This is a genomic window from Sphingomonas sp., assembly GCF_042095875.1.
Classification (GTDB): Bacteria; Pseudomonadota; Alphaproteobacteria; order Sphingomonadales; family Sphingomonadaceae; genus Sphingomonas.
Map to the genome: position 1 here is coordinate 23,709 of NZ_JBELMJ010000007.1, position 20,197 is coordinate 43,905.

Consider the following 20,197-nt stretch of genomic DNA (forward strand, 5'->3'; position numbering starts at 1 on the left):
GAGAGTGACGTGGCGAGCGACGCCCCTGATAATCTGCCGCGGCCGAACGTGTCGGGTCACAACATGCCCCGCCTGTCGCTCCACGTGCCGGAGCCGAAGTTCCGCCCCGGCGACACGGTCGACTTCGCCGACGTCGACGTGCCCCCCGCGGGCGCCGCGCGCCGTCCCGACACCGCGGAAGCCGCCAGCCAGTTCACCGATCTCGCCTACACGCTGGTGCGGGTGCTTGATGACGACAACCAGGCGGTCGGTCCCTGGAACCCGCGACTGTCGCCCGACAAGATGCGCCGCATGCTGCGCCACATGGCGACCGTGCGCGCCTTCGACGAACGGATGTTCCGCGCGCAGCGCCAGGGCAAGACCAGCTTCTACATGAAATCGCTCGGCGAGGAGGCGGTGGCGGTGTCGGCCGCGCACGCGCTCGACGACGAGGACATGTGCTTCCCGTCCTATCGCCAGCAGGGTCTGCTCATCGCGCGCGGCTGCCCGATGGTCGACATGATGAACCAGATCTACTCGAACAAGGGCGACAAGCTGCAGGGCAAGCAGCTGCCGATCATGTACTCGGAGAAGCGCTTCGGCTTCTTCTCGATCTCGGGCAATCTGACCACGCAATACCCGCAGGCGGTCGGCTGGGCGATGGCGTCGGCGTCGAAGGGCGACACCCGCATCGCGGCGACGTGGTGCGGCGAGGGGAGCACGGCGGAGGGCGACTTCCACTCCGCGCTGACCTTCGCCACCGTCTACCGCGCGCCCGTGATCTTCAACGTCGTCAACAACCAGTGGGCGATCTCCAGCTTCTCGGGTTTCGCGGGCGCGGAAGCGACGACCTTCGCCGCGCGCGCGGTCGGCTACGGGATCGCGGGGCTTCGCGTCGACGGCAACGACGCGCTCGCGGTCTACGCCGCGACCGCCTGGGCAGCCGAGCGCGCGCGCACCAACGCGGGCCCTACGCTGATCGAGCATTTCACCTATCGCACCGAAGGCCACTCGACCTCCGACGACCCGACGCAGTACCGCTCCGCCGGCGAGCCGACCGCCTGGCCGCTCGGCGACCCGATCACGCGGCTGAAGGATCATCTGATTGCCATCGGCGAGTGGGACGACGAGCGCCAGGCAGTGATGGACCGCGAGGTCGCCGAGGAAGTGAAGGCGGCGCAGAAGGAGGCCGAGAAGAACGGCATCCTCGGTCACGGCCTGCACCAGCCGCTCGACACCTTGTTCGACGGCGTGTTCGAGGAAATGCCCTGGCACCTGCAGGAGCAGCGCCAGCAGATGATCGACGAGGAAACCGCCAGTGGCCGGCCGTGGGATCGCAAGTGATGACTGACACGCGAGCAAGCGACGCACCGACCGACACCGGAGAGGACACGGCGGGCGAGACCGTCCGCATGAACATGATCCAGGCGATCAATTCCGCGATGGACGTGATGATGGATCGCGATCCCATGATCGTCGTCATGGGCGAGGACGTCGGCTATTTCGGCGGCGTGTTCCGCGCCACCGCCGGTCTGCAGAAGAAATACGGCAAGACGCGCGTGTTCGACACGCCGATCACCGAGTGCGGGATCATCGGCGTCGCGGTCGGCATGGGCGCCTACGGCCTCCGCCCGGTCCCCGAAATCCAGTTCGCCGATTACATCTACCCCGCGCTCGACCAGCTGGTCAGCGAGGCGGCACGGCTGCGTTATCGCTCGTCGGGCGAGTTCACCGCGCCGATCACCGTGCGCTCGCCCTTCGGCGGCGGCATCTTCGGCGGGCAGACGCACTCGCAGTCGCCCGAAGGGCTGTTCACCCACATGTCGGGGATCAAGACGGTGATCCCGTCGACCCCCTACGACGCCAAGGGGCTGCTGATCGCCGCGATCGAGGACAATGATCCGACGATCTTCTTCGAGCCTAAGCGTATCTACAACGGCCCGTTCAACGGCCACTGGGATCGTCCGGCGGAGAATTGGTCGAAGCATCCCGCCGGCGCTGTGCCCGAGGGTTACTACAAGATCCCGCTCGGCAAGGCGAACGTGGTGCGCGCGGGCGAGGCGGTGACGATGCTCGCCTACGGCACGATGGTGCACGTCTGCGCGCAGGTGGTGGCCGACACCGGCGTCGATGCCGAGATCGTCGACCTGCGCACGCTCGTGCCGCTCGATATCGAGACGATCGAGGCGTCGGTGAAGAAGACCGGCCGCTGCCTGATCGTCCACGAGGCGACGCGCACCGCAGGGTTCGGCGCGGAACTGTCGGCGCTGGTGCAGGAGCGCTGCTTCTACCACCTGGAGGCGCCGGTGGAGCGCGTGACGGGTTTCGACACGCCGTACCCGCACAGCCTCGAATGGGCGTATTTCCCCGGCCCGGTCCGCATCGGACAGGCGCTCAAGAAGATTCTGAAGGACTAGGACGTGTCCTTGCTGCCGGCAAAGACCGTGATCGCCCTTTGGGCGCCCGCTGCGCGGCGGGGCGCCTGTTGGCCCGCGGCGTCGTCGCGCGTCGATCACGATGGTTCACCATCGCGCTCTCCTTGCTCCTATCCGCGCACCAACATTCACCCCGTCACGGCATTGCCGGCAACAAGGACCCGTCCCTGATGGCACGTTTCACCTTCAAGCTGCCGGACATCGGCGAAGGCATCTCCGAAGCCGAGATCGTCGCGTGGCACGTCGCCGTCGGCGACCGCGTCGAGGAGGATCAGAGCCTCGCCGACATGATGACCGACAAGGCGACCGTTGAGATGGAGTCGCCGGTGTCGGGCACGGTGATCGAACTCGCGGGCGAGGTCGGCGACCAGGTGTCGATCGGCGCCGCGCTGGTGGTGATCGAGACCGACGCCGCGGAAGGCGAGGGCGGAGGTGAAACCGGGGCCGTCGCGCAGCCGACCGACGAGACGGGCAGCGACCTGTCGCCCGCCAAGGCGGCGGCTGACGACGAACCCGCGTCCCCCGCGACCGAAGAAGCCACGCTGGAGGCGGAAAACCCAGGCGTCGAGGAAACACAAGAAGCGCTCTCCCCTCCGGGGAGAGGGTTGGGTGAGGGGCAGCCCGGAAGCGCAACGCCCAACTCAGCCCCTCACCCCAGGGAGAAGGAGTCCGCCTCCTCTACGCCTTCACACCCTGCAGCGGGAAGCGACCAGACACGCCCCGTCCTCGCCTCCCCCGCGGTCCGCGCCCGCGCGCGCGACCTCGGCATCGACCTCGCCGAGGTGAAGGCGGAGGGCGATCGCCTGCGCCACGCCGATCTCGACGCCTACCTGCGCTACGGCGCGGCGCAGGGCTATCACGCCCCGCACGCCAGCCGCGCGCGCGACGACGAGCAGGTCCGCGTCATCGGCATGCGTCGTCGCATCGCGGAGAACATGGCCGCGTCGAAGCGCCACATCCCGCACTTCACCTACGTCGACGAGATCGACGTGACCGAGCTGGAACGCGTCCGCGCCGACCTGAATACCAATCGCGGCAACCGGCCCAAGCTGACCATGCTGCCGCTGATGATCGTCGCGATCTGCCGCACGCTCCCCGACTTCCCTATGCTCAACGCGCGCTACGACGATGAGGCGGGCGTGGTGACGAGGCACGGCCGCGTCCACCTCGGCATGGCGGCGCAGACCGATGCCGGGCTGACCGTGCCCGTGATCCGCGACGCGCAGGACAAGAACGTGTGGCAGCTCGCCGCCGAGATCACGCGACTGGCCGAGGCGGCGCGCGCGAACAAGCTGAAGCCGGACGAACTCGGCAACGGCACGATCACCGTCACCTCGCTCGGTCCGCTCGGCGGCATCGCGACCACGCCGGTCATCAACCGCCCCGAGGTCGCGATCATCGGCCCGAACAAGATCGTCGAGCGCCCGGTCTTCCGCGCCGGGGGCGACGAGGTGATCCGCGCCAAGCTGATGAACCTGTCGATCAGCTGCGACCACCGCGTCGTCGACGGCTGGGATGCGGCGAGCTACGTTCAGGCGCTCAAGAAGCTGCTGGAAACGCCCGTGCTGTTGTTCGCCGATTGAGCCCCGAGCTGAGCGCCACCGCGTGACCCACTGGCTGCTCCGCTACGAACTCGCGCCCGACTACCTCGACCGGCGCGCGGGCCTGCGTGCCGATCATCTGGCGCTCGCCTGGGCGGCGAGCGACGCGGGCGATCTGCTGCTAGGCGGCGCGGTCGGCGACGCGCCGACCCACGCGCTGCTGCTGTTCACCTCCGCCGCGGCGGCGGAAGCGTTCGCCGCGCGCGATGCTTACGTGACCGATGGGCTGGTCACCGCCTGGCACGTGACCGAGTGGAAGACCGTCGTCGGCGCGACGGCCTCCACTCCGACCCGCTAGACGGCGCGCCCGCGGAACAGCTGCACCAGCCCGACGATCACCGCGACCACCAGCAGGATGTGGATCAACCCGCCCGCGACGTGAAGGCTGAACCCGAGCAGCCACAGCACCAGCAGGATTACCGCGATCGTCCACAACATCGATTATCTTCCTCGTTACGATAGGAGAACGTGAGCGTCGGAGCGTGCGTTCCGCGGCGCCGCAATGTTTCGTCATAATGTATGTGAGCGTCGGTTCAGCCGCGCGTCGGTGCCTGCGCGGGGTAGAAGGGCGGCGGCGGCGGGGCAGGGGGCGCCGCGGGCGTGATCGGCACGGCCGGTGCCTCCTCCAGCAATCGCCAGCCGGTCGGCAGGTAATCGGTCGACATGTAGAAATAGAAGGCGCAGCTGCGGTCGCTGCTATAGCTGCCGCCCTTGACCAGCCCGAACGCGCGGCTGCCCAGGAACACCGGCGCGCCGCTGTCGCCGCCCTGGCATTTCGGCCCGGCGACCGTCACCCACGTCGGCAGGCACGCCCCACCGCAGAGTTGCCCGGCGGGCGCGAACGACACCAGCTCGACCGCCGCGCAGCTGTAGCCGGTGCGCTCGCCGCGGTGGCACACCACGTCGCCCGCGCGCGTGCTGGTCAGCGCGCGCCTGCCCGCCACCGCGCGGCTGACCGTTTTCCCTGTGTCGGCGAAGAAGCTGGGCGCCAGCGGCACGTCGCTCGCGTTGACCTGCACGTCCTGATAGCCCCAGCCCCATTGCCCGACGAACGGCAGCACCTGCCGCTCGCCCGCCGCGCCGACATAGCTTAATTCGTCGGGGCAGTGCGCCGCGGTCGCGATGCCGGTGCGCGCGCCGTCGGTCACGACGAAGCCGGTGGTACAGGCGTAGCGGCGCCCGTCCGCCGGATCGACGCCGACGACGCGCGCGCCGCCCTCCGCCGCCAGATCGGCGCTCGCCACCACCCGGTCGCTTCGCACGCGCACCGGCACGCCCGCGATCGCCGACAGCCGCGCGGACAGCGCGTCCGCCCCCTCGCGGTCGGCGTCGTCGGGGTTGACGACGACCACCAGCTCGCCGGTCGCCAGGTCGATTCCCATGCCCGGCGGATGCGCCACCGCCGCGGCGAGCTCGGCCTGGTGCGACGCGAGCGCCAGCTCCAACGCTCCGCGCGTCGCCGCCGCGCCGGTACGGAACACGATCGGTACCGTCATCCCGCCCGCCACCACCGCGCGGTCCGGCATCGGCGCGTCGCCGGTCAGCAGCACGACGATGCGATACGCCGGGCGGTGCTCGATCGAAATTCCCGCCACCCGGTCGGCCAGCTCGATCGCGAGGGCGTCGGTGACGGGCACCGTCTCCTCCTGCGCCAGCAGCCGCGCGCGCGCCTCCGCCAGCGACACGTCGTAGGTGTGCGCATACTCGCCGGCGTCCTGCGCGATCGCCGCTGCCGCAGATTGTCGGACGGGCGAGACGGCCGGCGGCACCGGCAGCACGCTCGCGCGCACCTGCGCGTCAGCGCGCATCGCACCCCCGCCTGTTGCCCCGACGACGAGCGCGGCCGCCGCCCACCACCATTTACCGTTCATGCTCGACACCTGCCCCTATTACCGCTACCTGCCCGAACTTGTCCTGAACGAAGATGCGCGAGCGCCCCGGCGGGTGTGCTGCCCTTGCAGCCAACGCGCACCGACCCAATTTTGAAAGCCTCATGACCTTCCCGAACCTTCCCCAGCCTCTCGCCGAGGCGCTGTCCGCGCGCGGTTACGCCGCTCCCACCCCGGTTCAGGCGGCGGTGATCGAGCCCGACGCGCTGGGCCGCGACCTGATCGTCTCGGCGCAGACCGGCTCGGGCAAGACCGTCGCCTTCGGGCTCGCTATGTCGGGCGAGCTGATGGCCGACGGCACGCTGCCGCCCGCCGCCGCGCCGCTCGCGCTCATCATCGCGCCGACGCGCGAGCTGGCGCTCCAGGTCAGCCGCGAGCTGCAATGGCTCTACGCCCCCGCGCACGCGCGCATCGCGACCTGCGTCGGCGGCATGGACGCCTCGCGCGAGCGTCGCGCGCTGAACGGCGGCGCGCACATCGTCGTCGGCACGCCCGGCCGCCTGCGCGACCACCTCGAGCGCGGCGCGCTCGACCTGTCGGCGATGCGCGCGGTCGTCCTCGACGAGGCGGACGAGATGCTCGACATGGGCTTTCGCGAGGACCTCGAGGAAATCCTCGACGCGACGCCGGACGAGCGCCGGACCCTGCTGTTCTCCGCCACGATGCCGCGCCCGATCGTGGCGCTCGCCAAGCGCTACCAGAAGGACGCGCTTCGCATCGAGACCAAGGGCGAGGATCGCGGCCACGGCGATATCTCTTATGTCGCGGTGACGGTCGCGCCGGCCGATATCGAGAATGCCGCGATCAACCTGCTCCGGTTGCACGAGGCGGAGACCGCGATGCTGTTCTGCGCCACGCGCGACAACGTCCGCCGCCTCCACGCCTCCTTGCAGGAGCGCGGGTTCGCCGCGGTCGCGCTGTCGGGCGAGCATAGCCAGAACGAGCGCAATGCCGCACTCCAGGCGCTGCGCGACAAGCGCGCGCGCGTCTGCGTCGCGACCGACGTCGCCGCGCGCGGCATCGACCTGCCGAGCTTGAGCCTCGTCATCCACGTCGAGCTGCCGCGCGACGCCGAAACGCTCCAGCACCGCTCGGGCCGCACCGGCCGCGCGGGCAAGAAGGGCACCGCCGTCCTGCTCGTGCCCTATCCGCGCCGCCGCCGCGTCGAGATGATGCTGCGCGGGGCCAAGATCAACGTCGAGTGGACCAACCCGCCGACCGCCGACGACATCCGCGCCAGTGACCGCGAGCGGTTGATCACGACGCTGCTCGAACCCGTCGAGATCGACGAGCAGGATCGCGCGCTGGCGCAGCGGTTGATCGCGGAGAAGTCGCCCGAGGACATCGCCGCGATGCTCGTCCAGGCGCACCGCGCGCGCCTGCCCGAGCCCGAGGAGCTAGTCGCCGCGACGCCGGAGGCGCAGCGCGCGGCGCAGGCCGATCGCCACCGCCCCGGCTTCGACGACACGCAGTGGTTCGCGATGGACATCGGCCGCCGCCAGAACGCCGATCCGCGCTGGATCCTGCCTTTGCTCTGCCGCCGCGGCCACATCACCCGCAACGAGATCGGCGCGATCCGCATCGGTCCGAACGAGACGTGGTTCCAGGTGCCGAGTGCGATCGCGGCCAAGTTCAACGCCGCGGTCCAGCGCACCGCCAGCGAGGACGGCGAGGACGAGAGCGGCATCCGCATCATCCCGGGCAACGGACCCGCGCCCGGCGGCAACGGCGCCCCGCGCGGCGGTCCGCGCAGCGGCGTCGCCCCGCGCGGCGCGCCCATGCACCGCGCCCGCCCGACCAATCCGCGCAAGCCGCAGGGCCGCCGCCCCTGACCCCACCTCGTCGCCCCGGACTTGATCCGGGGTCCCGCTTCTTCAAGCAACGGCAAGGCTGTCCACGACGCCCGATCACGCCGCGACGATCTCTCTTCCCTGCAAGGGGGGGCTGGGGGTGGGTCGGTTGCGTGAACTGACCTGAGCGTCCGCGCGACGAGCTTGAAAGGCGCGATTGTCGCGTGATCCGGCCGGTTTGGCAGACGCTCGTCCCGCTCGAGCAGGGGTGATCTGGCCGGGTCACGGCCGCGGCAAATCAGACGGGCGGCCGACTACTTGGGCGTGATAGCGCCGTCGCCACAGGCGAACAGTCAAACCAGCCCGCCATTCGCCAGCGCCGCACTGAATCGGCACACCGTCGTTGCCAGCACGCCCAGTCGCGCGCCCGCCACCGTCACGAACCGGCGCGGTGCTCCGGCCAGGCCGCGTCGTCGTCGTCGCCCGTCGCGCGCAGGTCGATGAACGCGCGCTCCAGTCGCGGCGCCTCCACCGCGCGCTCGCGCCGCTCCAGCAGGGCCGCGATATAGGTCCAGCGCCGCCGCTCGAACGATCCCCAGGTCGTGCGTTCCAGCCGCTTGGCGATGTAGCGCTCCGCGCCCATTCCGCGCCGCGCGATCAGCACGTCCAGCCGCTCGCCCGCCTCGTCGCGCCACCCCCGCGCGGCTCCGGTGAAGTAATCGAGCGCTGCCATCTAAGCGACGTTACCCGCCCACCTGCTTCCACTCAATCGCCGGCGAAACTCAGCGCCGACACCCGGCGCTCGCGCTCGTTGACCACCAGCGCGCGCGCGGCGGGCGGCAGCGAGCGCTGCGGGCATTCGGCGCGCAGGCACTGGCGGCACCCGAGCCCGATCGGCGTCGCCGCACCGCCCAGGTCGAGCCCGCGCGCCGCCGCCAGCGTCGTTGCCTGCTCGGCCGGCACCCCGATCGAGAGCGTGAACTCGGCCGCCACCGCGCTCGGCCCCACCCCGACCGAGCGCGTCCCCGGCATCGCGACCTGCAGCGTGAACCAGCGCGCATTGTCCTCCAGCTCGACCAGTTGCGGCACTGCCGTCCCCGGGCGGTCGAACGCGTGGTGCACCCGCCACAGCGGGCAGCGCGCCTCCGCCGCGACCAGCGCCGCCCCGCTCGCCCCGGCGTAGCGCTTCGACACCTGTCCCGCGCGGTCGACGCGCAGCAGGAAGAACGGCAACCCGCGCGCGCCGACGCGCGACAGCGTGGTCAACCGGTGCGCGACCTGCTCGACGCTCGCGCCGAACCGATGCTGCAAGGTGGCCAGATCGTACCCGCTCCCCTCGCACGCGCGCAGGAACCGCGCGTAGGGCATCATCACCGCCGCGGCGAAATAGCCCGCCAGGTGCCGCCGGAACAGTCGCTCCGGCACCCGCGTCGCGAACGCCGCCCCGCGCGCCAGCGCGTCGATCTCGCTGCGCGCCTCCAGCTGCGCCAGCTGGAACGCCAGCGCGAACGTCCGGCTGGCGGGCGACAGCATCTCGCCCAGCTGCAACTGCCGCGCGTGCAGGTCGAGCCGGCGCAGGTGGTCGGGCATCACCTCGGCGGGCAGGATGCGGATCGCGAGGCCGTGGCGCACCCGCAACCGCTCGGTGAGCGCGCCGTACAGGTCCGCGCCCGCCAGCCGCAGCTCGTCCGCGACGCCCTCGGCCAGAGCATCAAGGTCGGGGAAGTGGTTGCGCCAGCGGTCGATCTCGCGCCTGACCGCCACCGTCGGATCGTCGCCGTCGACCGCCGCCGTCGCGCTCGCCGCGCCGCCGCGGTCGAACGCGCGCGCGAACGCCTCCGCCCCGCCGGGTGCGGCGGCGAGCCATTCCTCCACCTCGCTGCGGTCGATCTCCAGGTCGGCGAACAGCGGGTCGGCCAGCCGCCGCCGGATCGCCTCCGTACCCCCGCCCGGCTCCCCCGCCACCAGCGCGCGCGGGTCGAAGTCGAACACCTCCGCCATCCTGACCAGCAGTCCCGCAGGCAGCGCGCGCTGGTTGCGCTCGATCAGGTTCAGGTAGCTCGGCGACACGCCCAGCATCTCCGCCATTGCCGCCTGCGTCAGCCCGGTGCGCCGCCTGAGACGCCTGACCGCGTGCCCGCCCATCACCTTCTCGCGCGCCACTCGCCACCTGTAAACAAATTGACAGAATGACAGCTTCTACGCCGCCGGAACGCACCGCGCGACACGAAACTTTGTCAATCCTTGTTCACGCCAGCCGATTCGCGGACGTATGACCGCTTCAACGGCAACACCCGCCGGGCAATGCACCAGAGGAGAACGTCCATGCCGAACGAACCGCAGCGCAGCCGTGCCGTCTTCTCGACCGAAGACTTCGGGCTGATGAAGGAAGCCGTCGCCAATTACGTCCGCCAGATCGCGGACGACCCGCGCTCGGCCAAATTCTCCAACCTCTATCACCGCCTCGGCCGGCTCGGCTGACGCAAACCGCCCGCGCTTCTCGCGCGGGTGACCAAGTTCCTGGGGAGGAAAGGTGGTTCGCCGGCGCGGCAACGCGTCGGCGGCCATTTCCACGCGCCCCGTTTCACGCAACGCTTATCAGGGGACCAGCATGACCTACCAGGACCACACCAACCAGATCGCCCAGCTGATCGGGCGCCAGAACGGCACCTGGGACGGCATCGACGCCGAATCGGTCGCGCGGATGCGGCTGCAGAACCGCTTCAACACCGGGCTCGACATCGCCAAGTACACCGCGGGCATCATGCGCCGCGACATGGCCGCCTACGACGCCGACCCGGCCAACTACACCCAGTCGCTCGGCTGCTGGCACGGCTTCATCGGGCAGCAGAAGCTCATCAGCATCAAGAAGCATTTCGGCACCACCAAGGGCCGCTACCTCTACCTTTCCGGCTGGATGGTCGCCGCACTCCGCTCCGACTTCGGGCCGCTGCCCGACCAGTCGATGCACGAGAAGACCAGCGTGCCCGCGTTGATCGAGGAGCTCTACACCTTCCTCAAGCAGGCCGACGCGCGCGAGCTCGGCATGATGTTCCGCGACCTCGACCAGGCGCGCGCGTCCGGCAACGAGATCGAGGCGCAGCGCCTGATCCACGCGATCGACAACTATGAAACGCACGTCGTCCCGATCATCGCCGACATCGACGCCGGCTTCGGCAATGCCGAGGCGACCTACCTGCTCGCCAGGAAGATGATCGAGGCGGGCGCCTGCGCGCTCCAGATCGAGAACCAGGTGTCGGACGAGAAGCAGTGCGGCCACCAGGACGGCAAAGTTACCGTGCCGCACGACGACTTCCTCGCGAAGGTCCGCGCCTGCCGCTACGCCTTTCTCGAACTCGGCGTCGACGACGGGATCATCGTTACCCGCACCGACTCATTGGGCGCCGGCCTCACCAAGCAGATCGCCTTCTCCAAGGAGCCGGGCGACATCGGCGACCAGTATAACGCCTTCCTCGACGCCGAGGAGATCACCGACCTGTCCAGCGTCAACGGCGACGTCATCATCAACCGCGACGGCAAGCTGATGCGGCCCAAGCGGCTGCCCTCCAACCTGTTCCAGTTCCGCGAAGGGACGGGTGCCGACCGCTGCGTGCTCGACTGCATCACCTCGCTCCAGCACGGCGCCGACCTGCTCTGGATCGAGACGGAGAAGCCGCACATCGAGCAGATCGCCTCGATGGTCGACCGCATCCGCGAGGTCGTGCCCAACGCCAAGCTCGTGTACAACAACTCGCCTAGCTTCAACTGGACGCTCAACTTCCGCCAGCAGGTGTTCGACGCCTGGGTCGACGCGGGCCGCGACGTCTCCGCCTACGACCGCGCGCGGTTGATGAGTGTCGATTACGACGGCACCGAGCTCGCCGCCCAGGCGGACGAGCGTATCCGTACCTTCCAGAAGGACGCGGCCGCGCGCGCCGGCATCTTCCATCACCTGATCACGCTGCCGACCTATCACACCGCCGCGCTGTCGACCGACAATCTGGCGAAGGAGTATTTCGGCGAGGCGGGCATGCTCGGCTACGTCAAGGGTGTGCAGCGCCGCGAGATCCGTGAGGGCATCGCCTGCGTCAAGCACCAGAACATGTCGGGCTCCGACATCGGCGACGACCACAAGGAGTATTTCGCCGGCGAGGCCGCGCTGAAGGCGGGCGGCGCGCACAACACGATGAATCAATTCGCCGCCTGACCCCCACTCCCGCAGGCTGCGCACCCACCCGCGTCGGGCAACCGGCGCGGGTGTTCGCGCGTGAACCTGTACCGGACACTACAATCCGGTTCAGCCTGGATGCCGATCGCCGCTGCTAAACGTTGCGTCATCGACCACCGCGAGAGGACCATTGCCATGAAGATCGCACAGATGTTCGCCGCCGCCGGGCTGATCGTCGCCAGCCTGGGCGTGTCCGCCACCGCCGACGCGCAGGGCCGCTGGGGCGACCGCCGCGAGTTCCGCGAGGACCGCCGCGACTTCCGCCCCTCGCGCCGCGCCTACCGCGCCGACCGGCGCGCCTATCGGCAGGATCGCCGCGCCTATCGCCGCAACCTGCGCCGCTATCGCCAGGATCGGCGCGCCTACGCCCATCGCTACGGGCGCGGTTACGGCTACGGCAACCGCTACGGCTACAACAATCGCTGCCACGTGACGTGGCGCTACAATCGCCAGGTTCGCGTCTGCCGCTAAAGGACGCATGGGCGGGCGAGGGGACACCTCGCCCGCCACCCTATTTCGCCGCCGCGGCCAGCGCGTCGCGCATCGCCTGCACCTGCCGGTTGAGCGCGTCGAGCTGGTCGAGCGTCATGCCCGACCGCGCGACCAGCGTCTCGCCCAGGCATCCGCACTCCTCGCGCATCGCCTGACCCCGCGGCGTCAGCCGCACCAGCACCTGCCGCTCGTCCGCCGGATTGCGCGTCCGCGTCATCAACCCCGCCGCCTCCATCCGCTTGACCAGCGGCGTCACCGTGCTCGACTCGAGCGCTAGCCGCTCGGCGATCGCGCCGATCGTGCGCCCGTCCTCCTCCCACAATGCGTGCAGCACCAGATACTGCGGGTAGGTGATGCCCAGCCCGTCGAGCTGCGGCTTGTACGCGCGATTGATCGCCATCGACGTCGCGTAGAGCGAGAAGCAGATCTGGTGATCGAGCGGCAGAGGGGCGGACATCTGGTGAACTCCGGTGCCGGCGATCCGTCCGGCCTCATTAAACCATATCGTGGTACATAAAGGACTGGACAAGTCCGCGCCGGACACCCACTTGACGTTTATCGCGATAAGGTATATCGCAGCTAATAGCGACGGAGTGCATCATGGCAGTGGACGTCAAATACACCACCAGGGCGACGGCGACCGGCGGCCGTGACGGCACCGCGCGCAGCGAGGACGGCGCGCTCGACGTCAAGCTGTCGACCCCGAAGGAACTCGGCGGCGCGGGCGGCGACGGCGCCAATCCCGAGCAATTGTTCGCGGCCGGCTATTCCGCCTGCTTCATCGGCGCGCTGAAGGCGGCCGGTGCGCAGATGAAGGTCAAGGTGCCCGCCGACACGCGGGTGACCGCGACCGTCGGCATCGGCCCGCGCGCGGAGGGCGGCTTCGGCATCACCGCCGACTTGGTCGTCGACCTGCCGGGCGTCGAGCGCGATCAGGCGCAGAAGCTTGTCGACGCCGCGCACCAGATCTGCCCTTACTCGAATGCCACCCGCGGCAATGTGGATGTCGGTCTGACGCTCGCCTGAGCCCCCCTCCGCGCCTGCAGCGGACCGAACGCGACGCGCTCCTGCCGCCCCCCGGCAGGGGCGCGTCTGCGTTTACACCCATCGCCATCCTCTTCATGCCGTCGCCCTGGACTCGTTTCAGGGCCCGTCGCGCCTCCACCGACTCACCATCGCGTGGTCCTGCCTTCGAACCTCACGCGCCATCACGGCACGCCAATGCGACCTTCGCCGCACCCGCACGTTACCCCGCGCGAAAGGACCACCGATGACCCAGGATGACGAACGCTGGATGCGCATGGCACTCGATGTCGCACGCTCGAAGGGGTCCGATCCGTCGACCTCGCCGCTCGGCTGCGTCATCGTCCGCGACGGGCAGGTGCTCGCCGCCGAGCGCAACCAGACGCACGAACTGCCCGACGCCACCGCCCACGCCGAGATGATGGCGATCCGCCGCGCCTGCGAGAGCGTGGGCGACATGGAGCTGCGCGGCGCGACGCTCTACTCGACGCTGCAACCGTGCGGCATGTGCACCATGGCCTCGATCTGGTCCAAGGTCGAACGGGTGGTCTACGGCGCGGAAGGGTCCGACGTGCACCCGATGTACTTCGAGGCGCACGGCATCGACACGCTCGCGTTCGTCACCCATGCCTACCGCGACGATTTGACGATCGAAGGCGGCTGCCTGCGCGAGGAATGCGCCGAACTCTACTACGGCCCCGACGCCGACCTGCCCGAGGAGGAGCAGGCGAACCTGTGAGGCTGGGCTAGGGCGGTGCCCCACGCGCCTTGCTGCGTCTGGAACGATAGGTTCGACCAGGGCGAATTGCAGCTCGCTTCCGGCTTCAGACACTAGAGCCGCTGTCCTACACCGTCGCACTCCGGTACCCGGCCGAGTCGCGTACGCGGCGACCGATCACGATCGCCGGTCTCGCCCGCTTTTTGATAACACCGACCCGCATCCATTCCGCGTGCCGATCACGGCGGCGTGCACAGGCTTGCCATGCACGACGGCCAGGGGCGCCGCCTGAGGTCACTAGCTCCCCGACGTTGACGGCTTTCTTGGCCTCACCTTAGCTTCACCTTCCACCTCGCGGCGGCGACGCCTTGGCCTCACCTTAGCCTCACCTTCCGAGCGCCGGCTCACCCCGCGAGCGCCGCGACCACCTCCTTCACCTTCGCCAGCCGCGCGTCGGCGTCCTCGATCCGCTCGCGCAGCAGGTAGCGGCCGTTCTTCTCCTCCAGCGCCTCCGCCTCCAGCGTCACCCGCGGCCGCGGCTCCAGCGCGATCGCCGCCGGGCCCGCGACGATGCGCTGGATCTGCGCCGCGCGCGCCTCCGCCCGCAACCGCGCGATCGCGATCAACGTGCGTGCCTCCTCCGGCATCGCGCCGAACCGGTCCTCCAGCTCCTCCTCCAGCGCGTCGAGCGCTTCCGCATCGTACAGCCGCGCGATCCGGCCGTAGATCGACACGCGCAGCTCCTCGTCCGGAATCCACGCCTCCGGCAGGCACCCTTCGACACCCAGCTGCAACTCGGGTGTCCAGCGGTCCGCCTCCTCGCCGCGCGCGCGGCGCAGCGCGTCCTCGAGCAGTTGCTGGTACAGGTCGATCCCGATCAGCTTCATGTGCCCGGCCTGCGTCTCGCCCAGCAGGTCGCCCGCGCCGCGCATGTCGAGGTCGCGCGCGCTGATCGCGAACCCCGCGCCCAGCCGGTCGAACGCCTCCAGCGTACGCAGTCGCTTCAAGGTCCGCGGCGCGATCTCGTGGTCGGGCTCGGTGAACAGCAGCACCTGTCCACGCCGGTTGCCGCGCCCGACGCGCCCGCGCAGCTGGTGCAGCTGCGACAGCCCGAACCGGTCGGCGCGCCAGATCACCATCGTGTTCGCGCGCGGCACGTCCAGCCCCGCCTCGATGATGTTGGTCGCCAGCAGCACGTCGCCGTCGCCGCGCCCGAAACGGACCATCGCGTCGTCGATCTCGCCCGCCGCCATCTTGCCATGCGCCTGTAACAGGTCGAGTTCGGGTACCAGCCGTTCGAGCTTTTCGGCGAGCGGCGCCATGTCCTCGATCCGCGGCACCACGACGAAGCTCTGCCCGCCGCGCGCCTTCTCGCGCAGCAATGCCGCGCGCATCACCTCGGGGTCGAAGCTGTTGACCGCGGTGCGGATTGGCTGGCGGCGGGCAGGGGGCGTCGCGATCACCGACATCTGCTGCAACCCGACCAGCGCCGATTGCAGCGTGCGCGGGATCGGCGTCGCCGACAGCGACAGCACGTGGCCCGCCGACAGGTCGCGCAGCCGCTGCTTGTCCGCCGCGCCGAACCGCTGCTCCTCGTCGATGATGACGAGGCTCAGGTTCGCGTACTTGATCCCCTTGCCCGCGACCGCGCCGGTGCCGACCACGACGTGGACCGATCCGTCGGCCAGCCCGGCCTTGACCTCCTTCTTCTCCGCCGCGCTGGATAGCCGCGATAGGCCCGCGACCACTACGTCGGTGCCCGCGAACCGGCTGGCGAAACTCTCCAAGTGCTGGCGCGCGAGCACCGTCGTCGGCGCCGCGATCGCGACCTGCCCGCCCGCCAGCGCGGCGAGCGCGGCGGCGCGCAGCGCGACCTCGGTCTTGCCGTAGCCGACGTCGCCGATCACCAGCCGGTCCATCGGCTTGCCCGAGGCGAGGTCGGCGCGCACCGCCTCGATCGCCCGCGCCTGATCGGCAGTCTCCGTGAACGGGAAGCCCGCCGCGAACCGCTCGTACTGCGCCGTGTCGGGGTCGAGCACCGGCGCGTCGCGCGCGGCGCGCTCCTTCGCCAGCTGGGTCAGCGCCGCCGCGTCCTTGGCGATCGTCTCCTCGATCTCGCCGCGCCGCTTCTGCCAGCTCGATCCGTCGAGCTTGTCGAGCGTCACCGCGTCGGCCTCCGCGCCGTAGCGCCAGATGCGATCCGCCTCGGTGACGGGCACCAGCCGCGTCGCCTCGTCGGCGTAGGTCAGCTTGATCGCGTCGCCCGCCACGCTGCCCGCGCCGCTGGCCTCGTCCGCGGTCATCCGCTCCAGCCCCGCGACCACGCCAATGCCGTGCTCCTCGTGCACCACCACGTCGCCGACGCGGATCTCGCCGAAGTCGAACAGTGCGGTGTCGGCCGGCCCGGTCGAGGTCGTGTCGCGCTCCGCCCGGCTGCCGAGCAGGTCGGCGGCGGCGATCGCCAGCACGCCGTCGCGCCGGAACCCGCGGTCGGTCGCCACCTCCAGCAGCAGGAACGCGTCGCCCTTCGCCTGCATGACCTCGGCCCAGGAGGCGACCTGCTCGGGCTCGCGCTTCACCGCCTTCGCGACGCGGCTGCGCAGGAAGCGCAGGTCGCGCGCGCTGCCCAGCAGCACGACCCGCTCGCCGGCGTCCCACGCCGCGCGTGCCGCCTTGGCGAACGCACGCAGCGGCGCCTTGCCCTCGACGAAGCGCGGCGGCAGTTCGCCCGCGTGCTCGATCGTCACCTGCTCGGCGGCGTCCAGCGCCTTCGCCCAAGTCGCCTCGTCCACCACGTCCTTCAACGCGCGTCGTGGCTGTCGCTTCGCCGCGTCGGCCGACAGCGCCAGGAAACGCCGCCGCCGCTCGTCCGCCGCGGGACCGATTACCACGCGCGCGCCGGGCAGGTGGTCGAGCAGCGTCGCGCGCGCCTTGTCCAGCTTCGGCTCGGACACGCGGCCGAGTTCGCGGCGCTCGATCTCGCCCACGGTGCGCTGGTCGGCGGGGTCGTAGCAGCGCAGGCTGGTGACCTTGCCATCCGCGACCTCAACGCGCAGCGGCAGGTCGGCGTCGGCGGGGAACACGTCGAGCACCGCGCCGCGCAGCGCGACCTCGCCCGGCTCGTCGACCCGCTCGTCGACGATGTAACCGAGTTCTAACAGCTTGTCGCACAAGGCGGCGAGGTCCAGAGGCGCCCTGATCTCCACGGTCGGCGGCGTCGCCTCGAACGCGGCGGGGGGCGGATAAGCGCGCGCCAGCGCCTCGCCGGTCGTGACACAGGCGACCCGCGCGCGCTTCTCACCCGCGGTCAGCAGCCGCATCTGGCGCAGCGCCGACACGCGCTGCCCGACGTTGGCGGGGGAGGCCGGCGCGTCGTCGCCCGGCAGCGCGTCGCTACCCGGGCAGAACAGCACGCACGCGGCCGGCGCCGCCGCCGCCAGCGCGTGCGCGATCGCGATCCCGCGCGCCTCGTCGATCGCCGCGATCAGCACGTCGCCGCCGTCCAGCAACTCGGCCGCCGCAGCCGCGATCTCCCCCGTCTCCAGCGTCGGCGCGGCCGGCGCGCTGCCGATCAGCGTGGAAGCGTCGCGAGTCTCGTCGGCCATCAGTATCTGTGTTCCCGAATGAAGGAGCCGCGCGAACGGATGGGGATCAAACCCGGTTCCGCGCGGCATCGTGGATGAGCGGCGGGGTAAGTCTACCTGCGATCCAGCATCCGGTTTCGAGGAACGGGCGCCAGCCAAGCCGTTATCGGCAAGCTAAGTCGCCGCTCGAACTCGGAGTACGACGTTCCGCACTCAAGTGGTTGTGTCGATGCGATCGAGCAGATCGACCCGCGCCATGTCCTTCGCGCGCCTGAACCGCTCGAACATGCTGCGCAGCTCGATCAGCGCCGGGACGAACACTTGCGCCGAGCCGACCCGCACCGATCGGCGAGTCGCGGGCTCGATGGCGCGCCAGATGCCGTCGCAGTCACGCAACCTGAACCTGGCCATGAACTCGACAACGAGCGGCGTAGCGGTCCAACGTCCGAATAGCGCAGATCGAAAGCGCGGGTGGTCGGACGGCGGCGCCAGCGCGATGCCGAGGCGGAAGAACAAGCGCTCCGCATCGCCCACGCTGAGCAGCACGTCCACGTCGGCCACGCTGATCGGGTACGCCCCATGGATTGCCGCCGCGGCACCCGAGATAATCCACCACGGCTCGCGTGCGTCTTCCAGCACAGCCGCCGCTGCAGCGATCGTGGTAATCAGCGGCTCGGGCAGGCTCACTATTGGTTACGGCCGCGAAACCGAATGCCAGATCAGTAGTCACCCACGCGGTCGCCAGCTGGTTCACCGTGGCCTGCGACAAGCGACACACCCACATCGCTTCCCAACCAAACGGCGCTCATCCCACTAGCGCCGCTCCGGCTGTCCCGCCGCCGCGCCGCCCGACAGTTCGGCATTCTCGCCCGTGCTGTCCTCGTCGAAATCCTCGCCAGGGTTGCCGCCGCCCGCGCCGCTGCCGCTACCGTGCACCGCGCCGGTCGCGGGGTCGAACGAGGCGCGCTGGCCGTTGTCGGGCGGGACCGGCGCCGGATCGGCGACCCGCTCGCCCGGCCGCGCCGCGACGGTACCGGAAGGCAGGTCCGCGCCCATCGCGCGCTCGTCGGCCGCGCTATAGCCTTCGCCGCTATAGCCCGACGCGCGGTTGAACGGCTCGGGCTGGTGCGACCGCTCCGGATCGACCTCGGCATGGTCGAGCGGCGCGTCCGCGTTCCGCTCGTCGGTGTTGCGCATCTTGTCGTTCATGCCGCCCCAACGCGCAAGGCGGCATGCGCGATCCGCGCTCAGACGATCTCGAACAACCCCGCCGCGCCCATGCCGCCCGCGGTGCACATCGACACCACGACGTAGCGGACGCCGCGCTTGCGCCCCTCGATCAGCGCGTGGCCGACCAGCCGGCTGCCCGTCATCCCGAACGGATGCCCGACCGCGATCGCGCCGCCGTTGACGTTATACTTTTCCGGATCGATGCCCAGGTGATCGCGGCAGTACAGGCACTGCGACGCGAACGCCTCGTTCAGCTCCCACAATCCGATGTCGCCGACCGACAGCCCGGCGCGGTCGAGCAGTTTGGGGATCGCGAACACGGGACCGATCCCCATCTCGTCGGGATCGCACCCCGCCGCCTGGAACCCGCGGTACACGCCCAGCACGTCCTTGCCCTCGGCCTCGGCGGTCGCGCGGTCCATCACGATCTGCGCGGCAGCGCCGTCCGACAGCTGGCTCGCGTTGCCCGCGGTCACGTTGCTGCCCGGTCCGGTGAAGTCGCCACCCGCCCACACGCTCTTCAGCCCCGACAGCCCCTCGACCGTGGTGCCCGCGCGAATGCCCTCGTCCTGCGCGATCGTGACCGTCTCGCTGCCCGTCCTGTTTCCCGCTTTATCGAAGATCGCCTTCTCGACCTTGATCGGCACAATCTCCTCCGCGAACGCGCCTGTCTCCAGCCCGCGCGCCGCGCGCTGTTGGCTCATCGCGCCATACTCATCCTGCGCCTGACGCGTGATGCCGTAGCGCTCGGCGACGATCTCGGCGGTCTCGATCATCGGGATGTAGGCGGCGGGCACGTTGCGCGTGACGCTCTCGTTGACGAAGCGCGGCGCGTCCTTCGTCACCGTGTAGCTGATCGACTCCATCCCGCCCGCCAGCGCGACGTCGATGTCGCCCGCGATGATCGACCGCGCGGCGAGCGCCACCGCCGTCAGCCCCGATCCGCACTTTCGGTCGAGCGTGAAGGCCGGCACCGATTTCGGCAGCCCGCCGGCGAAGATCGCCATGCGCCCCGCGTTGCCGCCCTGCGTGCCCCATTGATTACCGACACCCCAGAACACGTCGTCGATCCGCGCGGGATCGATCCCGGCGCGCTCCACCGCGGCGTTCATCACGTGCCCGGCGAGCACCGGCGCCTCGGTCGCATTGAACGCGCCGCGATACGCCTTGCCGATCGCAGTGCGGGCGGTGGATACGATAGCGGCTTCGCGCATAGGGGCTCTCCTGT

Annotated in this window: 19 protein-coding genes; 10 read left to right on the forward strand and 9 right to left on the reverse strand. The window is 70.1% G+C overall.

Translation table 11 applies throughout. The features are described 5' to 3' along the window. The first annotated feature begins 63 nt into the window (after positions 1–63). The 4 genes from ACFDS6_RS04205 (at position 64) to ACFDS6_RS04220 (ending at position 4,313) form a co-directional block, all read left to right on the forward strand. Positions 64–1,323 carry a 3-methyl-2-oxobutanoate dehydrogenase (2-methylpropanoyl-transferring) subunit alpha gene (locus ACFDS6_RS04205; protein WP_375270945.1) on the forward strand — a complete coding sequence of 420 codons (1,260 nt, stop codon included), beginning with the start codon at positions 64–66 and terminating at the stop codon, positions 1,321–1,323. A 68-nt stretch (positions 1,324–1,391) separates the two neighbouring features. Then, positions 1,392–2,396, forward strand: a complete 1,005-nt coding sequence (locus ACFDS6_RS04210; protein WP_375270946.1) for an alpha-ketoacid dehydrogenase subunit beta — start codon at positions 1,392–1,394, stop codon at positions 2,394–2,396. A gap of 188 nt (positions 2,397–2,584) precedes the next feature. Then, positions 2,585–3,997: a dihydrolipoamide acetyltransferase family protein gene (locus ACFDS6_RS04215; RefSeq protein ID WP_375270859.1), complete on the forward strand. Its 1,413-nt coding sequence runs from the start codon at positions 2,585–2,587 to the stop codon at positions 3,995–3,997. 22 nt (positions 3,998–4,019) lie between these two features. Then, positions 4,020–4,313 (forward strand): YciI-like protein, encoded by a 294-nt coding sequence (locus ACFDS6_RS04220; protein WP_375270860.1) that lies wholly within the window; start codon positions 4,020–4,022, stop codon positions 4,311–4,313. On the opposite strand, the gene ACFDS6_RS04225 is transcribed toward ACFDS6_RS04220, so the two are convergent. Together ACFDS6_RS04225 and ACFDS6_RS04230 are read right to left on the reverse strand one after the other, a co-directional pair. Beyond that, the gene (locus tag ACFDS6_RS04225) at positions 4,310–4,453 is read right to left on the reverse strand and encodes a lmo0937 family membrane protein (protein ID WP_019515722.1); all 144 of its coding nucleotides are present in this window, start codon (positions 4,451–4,453) and stop codon (positions 4,310–4,312) included. The two genes, ACFDS6_RS04220 and ACFDS6_RS04225, sit on opposite strands and share 4 nt — an antisense overlap. A gap of 95 nt (positions 4,454–4,548) precedes the next feature. Then, positions 4,549–5,886 (reverse strand): hypothetical protein, encoded by a 1,338-nt coding sequence (locus ACFDS6_RS04230; protein ID WP_375270861.1) that lies wholly within the window; start codon positions 5,884–5,886, stop codon positions 4,549–4,551. Between the two features lie 122 nt (positions 5,887–6,008). Between ACFDS6_RS04230 and ACFDS6_RS04235 the strand changes: the two genes are divergently transcribed. Further along, a complete protein-coding gene (locus ACFDS6_RS04235) occupies positions 6,009–7,736 on the forward strand; it encodes a DEAD/DEAH box helicase (RefSeq protein WP_375270862.1) in 1,728 nt (575 codons plus the stop codon). 394 nt (positions 7,737–8,130) lie between these two features. Here the strand turns inward: ACFDS6_RS04235 and ACFDS6_RS04240 are convergent, their stop codons facing one another. Further along, complete coding sequence (locus ACFDS6_RS04240; RefSeq protein WP_375270863.1) at positions 8,131–8,427, reverse strand: hypothetical protein; 297 nt, start codon at positions 8,425–8,427, stop codon at positions 8,131–8,133. Between the two features lie 32 nt (positions 8,428–8,459). Continuing rightward, entirely contained in the window at positions 8,460–9,857 is a 1,398-nt protein-coding gene (locus ACFDS6_RS04245) for a short-chain fatty acyl-CoA regulator family protein (RefSeq protein WP_375270864.1), read from the reverse strand. Positions 9,858–10,019: 162 nt separating this feature from the next. Here ACFDS6_RS04245 and ACFDS6_RS04250 point away from each other — a divergent pair, with 162 nt between their 5' ends. The 3 genes from ACFDS6_RS04250 to ACFDS6_RS04260 all read left to right on the forward strand — a co-directional run bounded on the left by ACFDS6_RS04250 (position 10,020) and on the right by ACFDS6_RS04260 (position 12,393). Continuing rightward, positions 10,020–10,175 (forward strand): hypothetical protein, encoded by a 156-nt coding sequence (locus tag ACFDS6_RS04250; RefSeq protein ID WP_174191678.1) that lies wholly within the window; start codon positions 10,020–10,022, stop codon positions 10,173–10,175. A 130-nt stretch (positions 10,176–10,305) separates the two neighbouring features. Beyond that, positions 10,306–11,901: an isocitrate lyase gene (locus ACFDS6_RS04255; protein WP_375270865.1), complete on the forward strand. Its 1,596-nt coding sequence runs from the start codon at positions 10,306–10,308 to the stop codon at positions 11,899–11,901. A gap of 156 nt (positions 11,902–12,057) precedes the next feature. After that, the gene (locus ACFDS6_RS04260; RefSeq protein WP_375270866.1) at positions 12,058–12,393 is read left to right on the forward strand and encodes a hypothetical protein; all 336 of its coding nucleotides are present in this window, start codon (positions 12,058–12,060) and stop codon (positions 12,391–12,393) included. A gap of 40 nt (positions 12,394–12,433) precedes the next feature. On the opposite strand, the gene ACFDS6_RS04265 is transcribed toward ACFDS6_RS04260, so the two are convergent. Continuing rightward, the gene (locus ACFDS6_RS04265; protein ID WP_375270867.1) at positions 12,434–12,871 is read right to left on the reverse strand and encodes a MarR family winged helix-turn-helix transcriptional regulator; all 438 of its coding nucleotides are present in this window, start codon (positions 12,869–12,871) and stop codon (positions 12,434–12,436) included. Positions 12,872–13,014: 143 nt separating this feature from the next. On the opposite strand from ACFDS6_RS04265, the gene ACFDS6_RS04270 reads away from it, so the two are divergent. Continuing rightward, on the forward strand, positions 13,015–13,440 hold the full coding sequence (locus ACFDS6_RS04270) for an organic hydroperoxide resistance protein (RefSeq protein ID WP_375270868.1): 426 nt from the start codon (positions 13,015–13,017) through the stop codon (positions 13,438–13,440). Positions 13,441–13,684: 244 nt separating this feature from the next. After that, on the forward strand, positions 13,685–14,176 hold the full coding sequence (locus ACFDS6_RS04275; RefSeq protein ID WP_375270869.1) for a nucleoside deaminase: 492 nt from the start codon (positions 13,685–13,687) through the stop codon (positions 14,174–14,176). A 383-nt stretch (positions 14,177–14,559) separates the two neighbouring features. Here the strand turns inward: ACFDS6_RS04275 and ACFDS6_RS04280 are convergent, their stop codons facing one another. The 4 genes from ACFDS6_RS04280 to ACFDS6_RS04295 all read right to left on the reverse strand — a co-directional run bounded on the left by ACFDS6_RS04280 (position 14,560) and on the right by ACFDS6_RS04295 (position 20,183). Next, complete coding sequence (locus tag ACFDS6_RS04280) at positions 14,560–17,760, reverse strand: TRCF domain-containing protein (protein ID WP_375270870.1); 3,201 nt, start codon at positions 17,758–17,760, stop codon at positions 14,560–14,562. A 192-nt stretch (positions 17,761–17,952) separates the two neighbouring features. After that, on the reverse strand, positions 17,953–18,426 hold the full coding sequence (locus tag ACFDS6_RS04285; protein WP_375270871.1) for a hypothetical protein: 474 nt from the start codon (positions 18,424–18,426) through the stop codon (positions 17,953–17,955). A 126-nt stretch (positions 18,427–18,552) separates the two neighbouring features. Then, positions 18,553–18,948 (reverse strand): hypothetical protein, encoded by a 396-nt coding sequence (locus ACFDS6_RS04290; RefSeq protein WP_375270872.1) that lies wholly within the window; start codon positions 18,946–18,948, stop codon positions 18,553–18,555. A 38-nt stretch (positions 18,949–18,986) separates the two neighbouring features. Continuing rightward, complete coding sequence (locus tag ACFDS6_RS04295; protein ID WP_375270873.1) at positions 18,987–20,183, reverse strand: acetyl-CoA C-acyltransferase; 1,197 nt, start codon at positions 20,181–20,183, stop codon at positions 18,987–18,989. Positions 20,184–20,197 lie beyond the last annotated feature (14 nt).

What these genes read in the sequence shown, in the direction of transcription:
- ACFDS6_RS04235 (WP_375270862.1), top strand. Translation starts at nt 6,009, where the DNA reads ATGACCTTCCCGAACCTTCCCCAGCCTCTCGCCGAGGCGCTGTCCGCG.
- ACFDS6_RS04275 (WP_375270869.1), top strand. Translation starts at nt 13,685, where the DNA reads ATGACCCAGGATGACGAACGCTGGATGCGCATGGCACTCGATGTCGCA.
- ACFDS6_RS04205 (WP_375270945.1), top strand. Translation starts at nt 64, where the DNA reads ATGCCCCGCCTGTCGCTCCACGTGCCGGAGCCGAAGTTCCGCCCCGGC.
- ACFDS6_RS04295 (WP_375270873.1), bottom strand. Translation starts at nt 20,183, where the DNA reads ATGCGCGAAGCCGCTATCGTATCCACCGCCCGCACTGCGATCGGCAAG.
- ACFDS6_RS04230 (WP_375270861.1), bottom strand. Translation starts at nt 5,886, where the DNA reads ATGAACGGTAAATGGTGGTGGGCGGCGGCCGCGCTCGTCGTCGGGGCA.
- ACFDS6_RS04290 (WP_375270872.1), bottom strand. Translation starts at nt 18,948, where the DNA reads ATGAACGACAAGATGCGCAACACCGACGAGCGGAACGCGGACGCGCCG.
- ACFDS6_RS04265 (WP_375270867.1), bottom strand. Translation starts at nt 12,871, where the DNA reads ATGTCCGCCCCTCTGCCGCTCGATCACCAGATCTGCTTCTCGCTCTAC.
- ACFDS6_RS04250 (WP_174191678.1), top strand. Translation starts at nt 10,020, where the DNA reads ATGCCGAACGAACCGCAGCGCAGCCGTGCCGTCTTCTCGACCGAAGAC.
- ACFDS6_RS04215 (WP_375270859.1), top strand. Translation starts at nt 2,585, where the DNA reads ATGGCACGTTTCACCTTCAAGCTGCCGGACATCGGCGAAGGCATCTCC.
- ACFDS6_RS04270 (WP_375270868.1), top strand. Translation starts at nt 13,015, where the DNA reads ATGGCAGTGGACGTCAAATACACCACCAGGGCGACGGCGACCGGCGGC.
- ACFDS6_RS04225 (WP_019515722.1), bottom strand. Translation starts at nt 4,453, where the DNA reads ATGTTGTGGACGATCGCGGTAATCCTGCTGGTGCTGTGGCTGCTCGGG.
- ACFDS6_RS04240 (WP_375270863.1), bottom strand. Translation starts at nt 8,427, where the DNA reads ATGGCAGCGCTCGATTACTTCACCGGAGCCGCGCGGGGGTGGCGCGAC.
- ACFDS6_RS04255 (WP_375270865.1), top strand. Translation starts at nt 10,306, where the DNA reads ATGACCTACCAGGACCACACCAACCAGATCGCCCAGCTGATCGGGCGC.
- ACFDS6_RS04210 (WP_375270946.1), top strand. Translation starts at nt 1,392, where the DNA reads ATGAACATGATCCAGGCGATCAATTCCGCGATGGACGTGATGATGGAT.
- ACFDS6_RS04260 (WP_375270866.1), top strand. Translation starts at nt 12,058, where the DNA reads ATGAAGATCGCACAGATGTTCGCCGCCGCCGGGCTGATCGTCGCCAGC.
- ACFDS6_RS04280 (WP_375270870.1), bottom strand. Translation starts at nt 17,760, where the DNA reads ATGGCCGACGAGACTCGCGACGCTTCCACGCTGATCGGCAGCGCGCCG.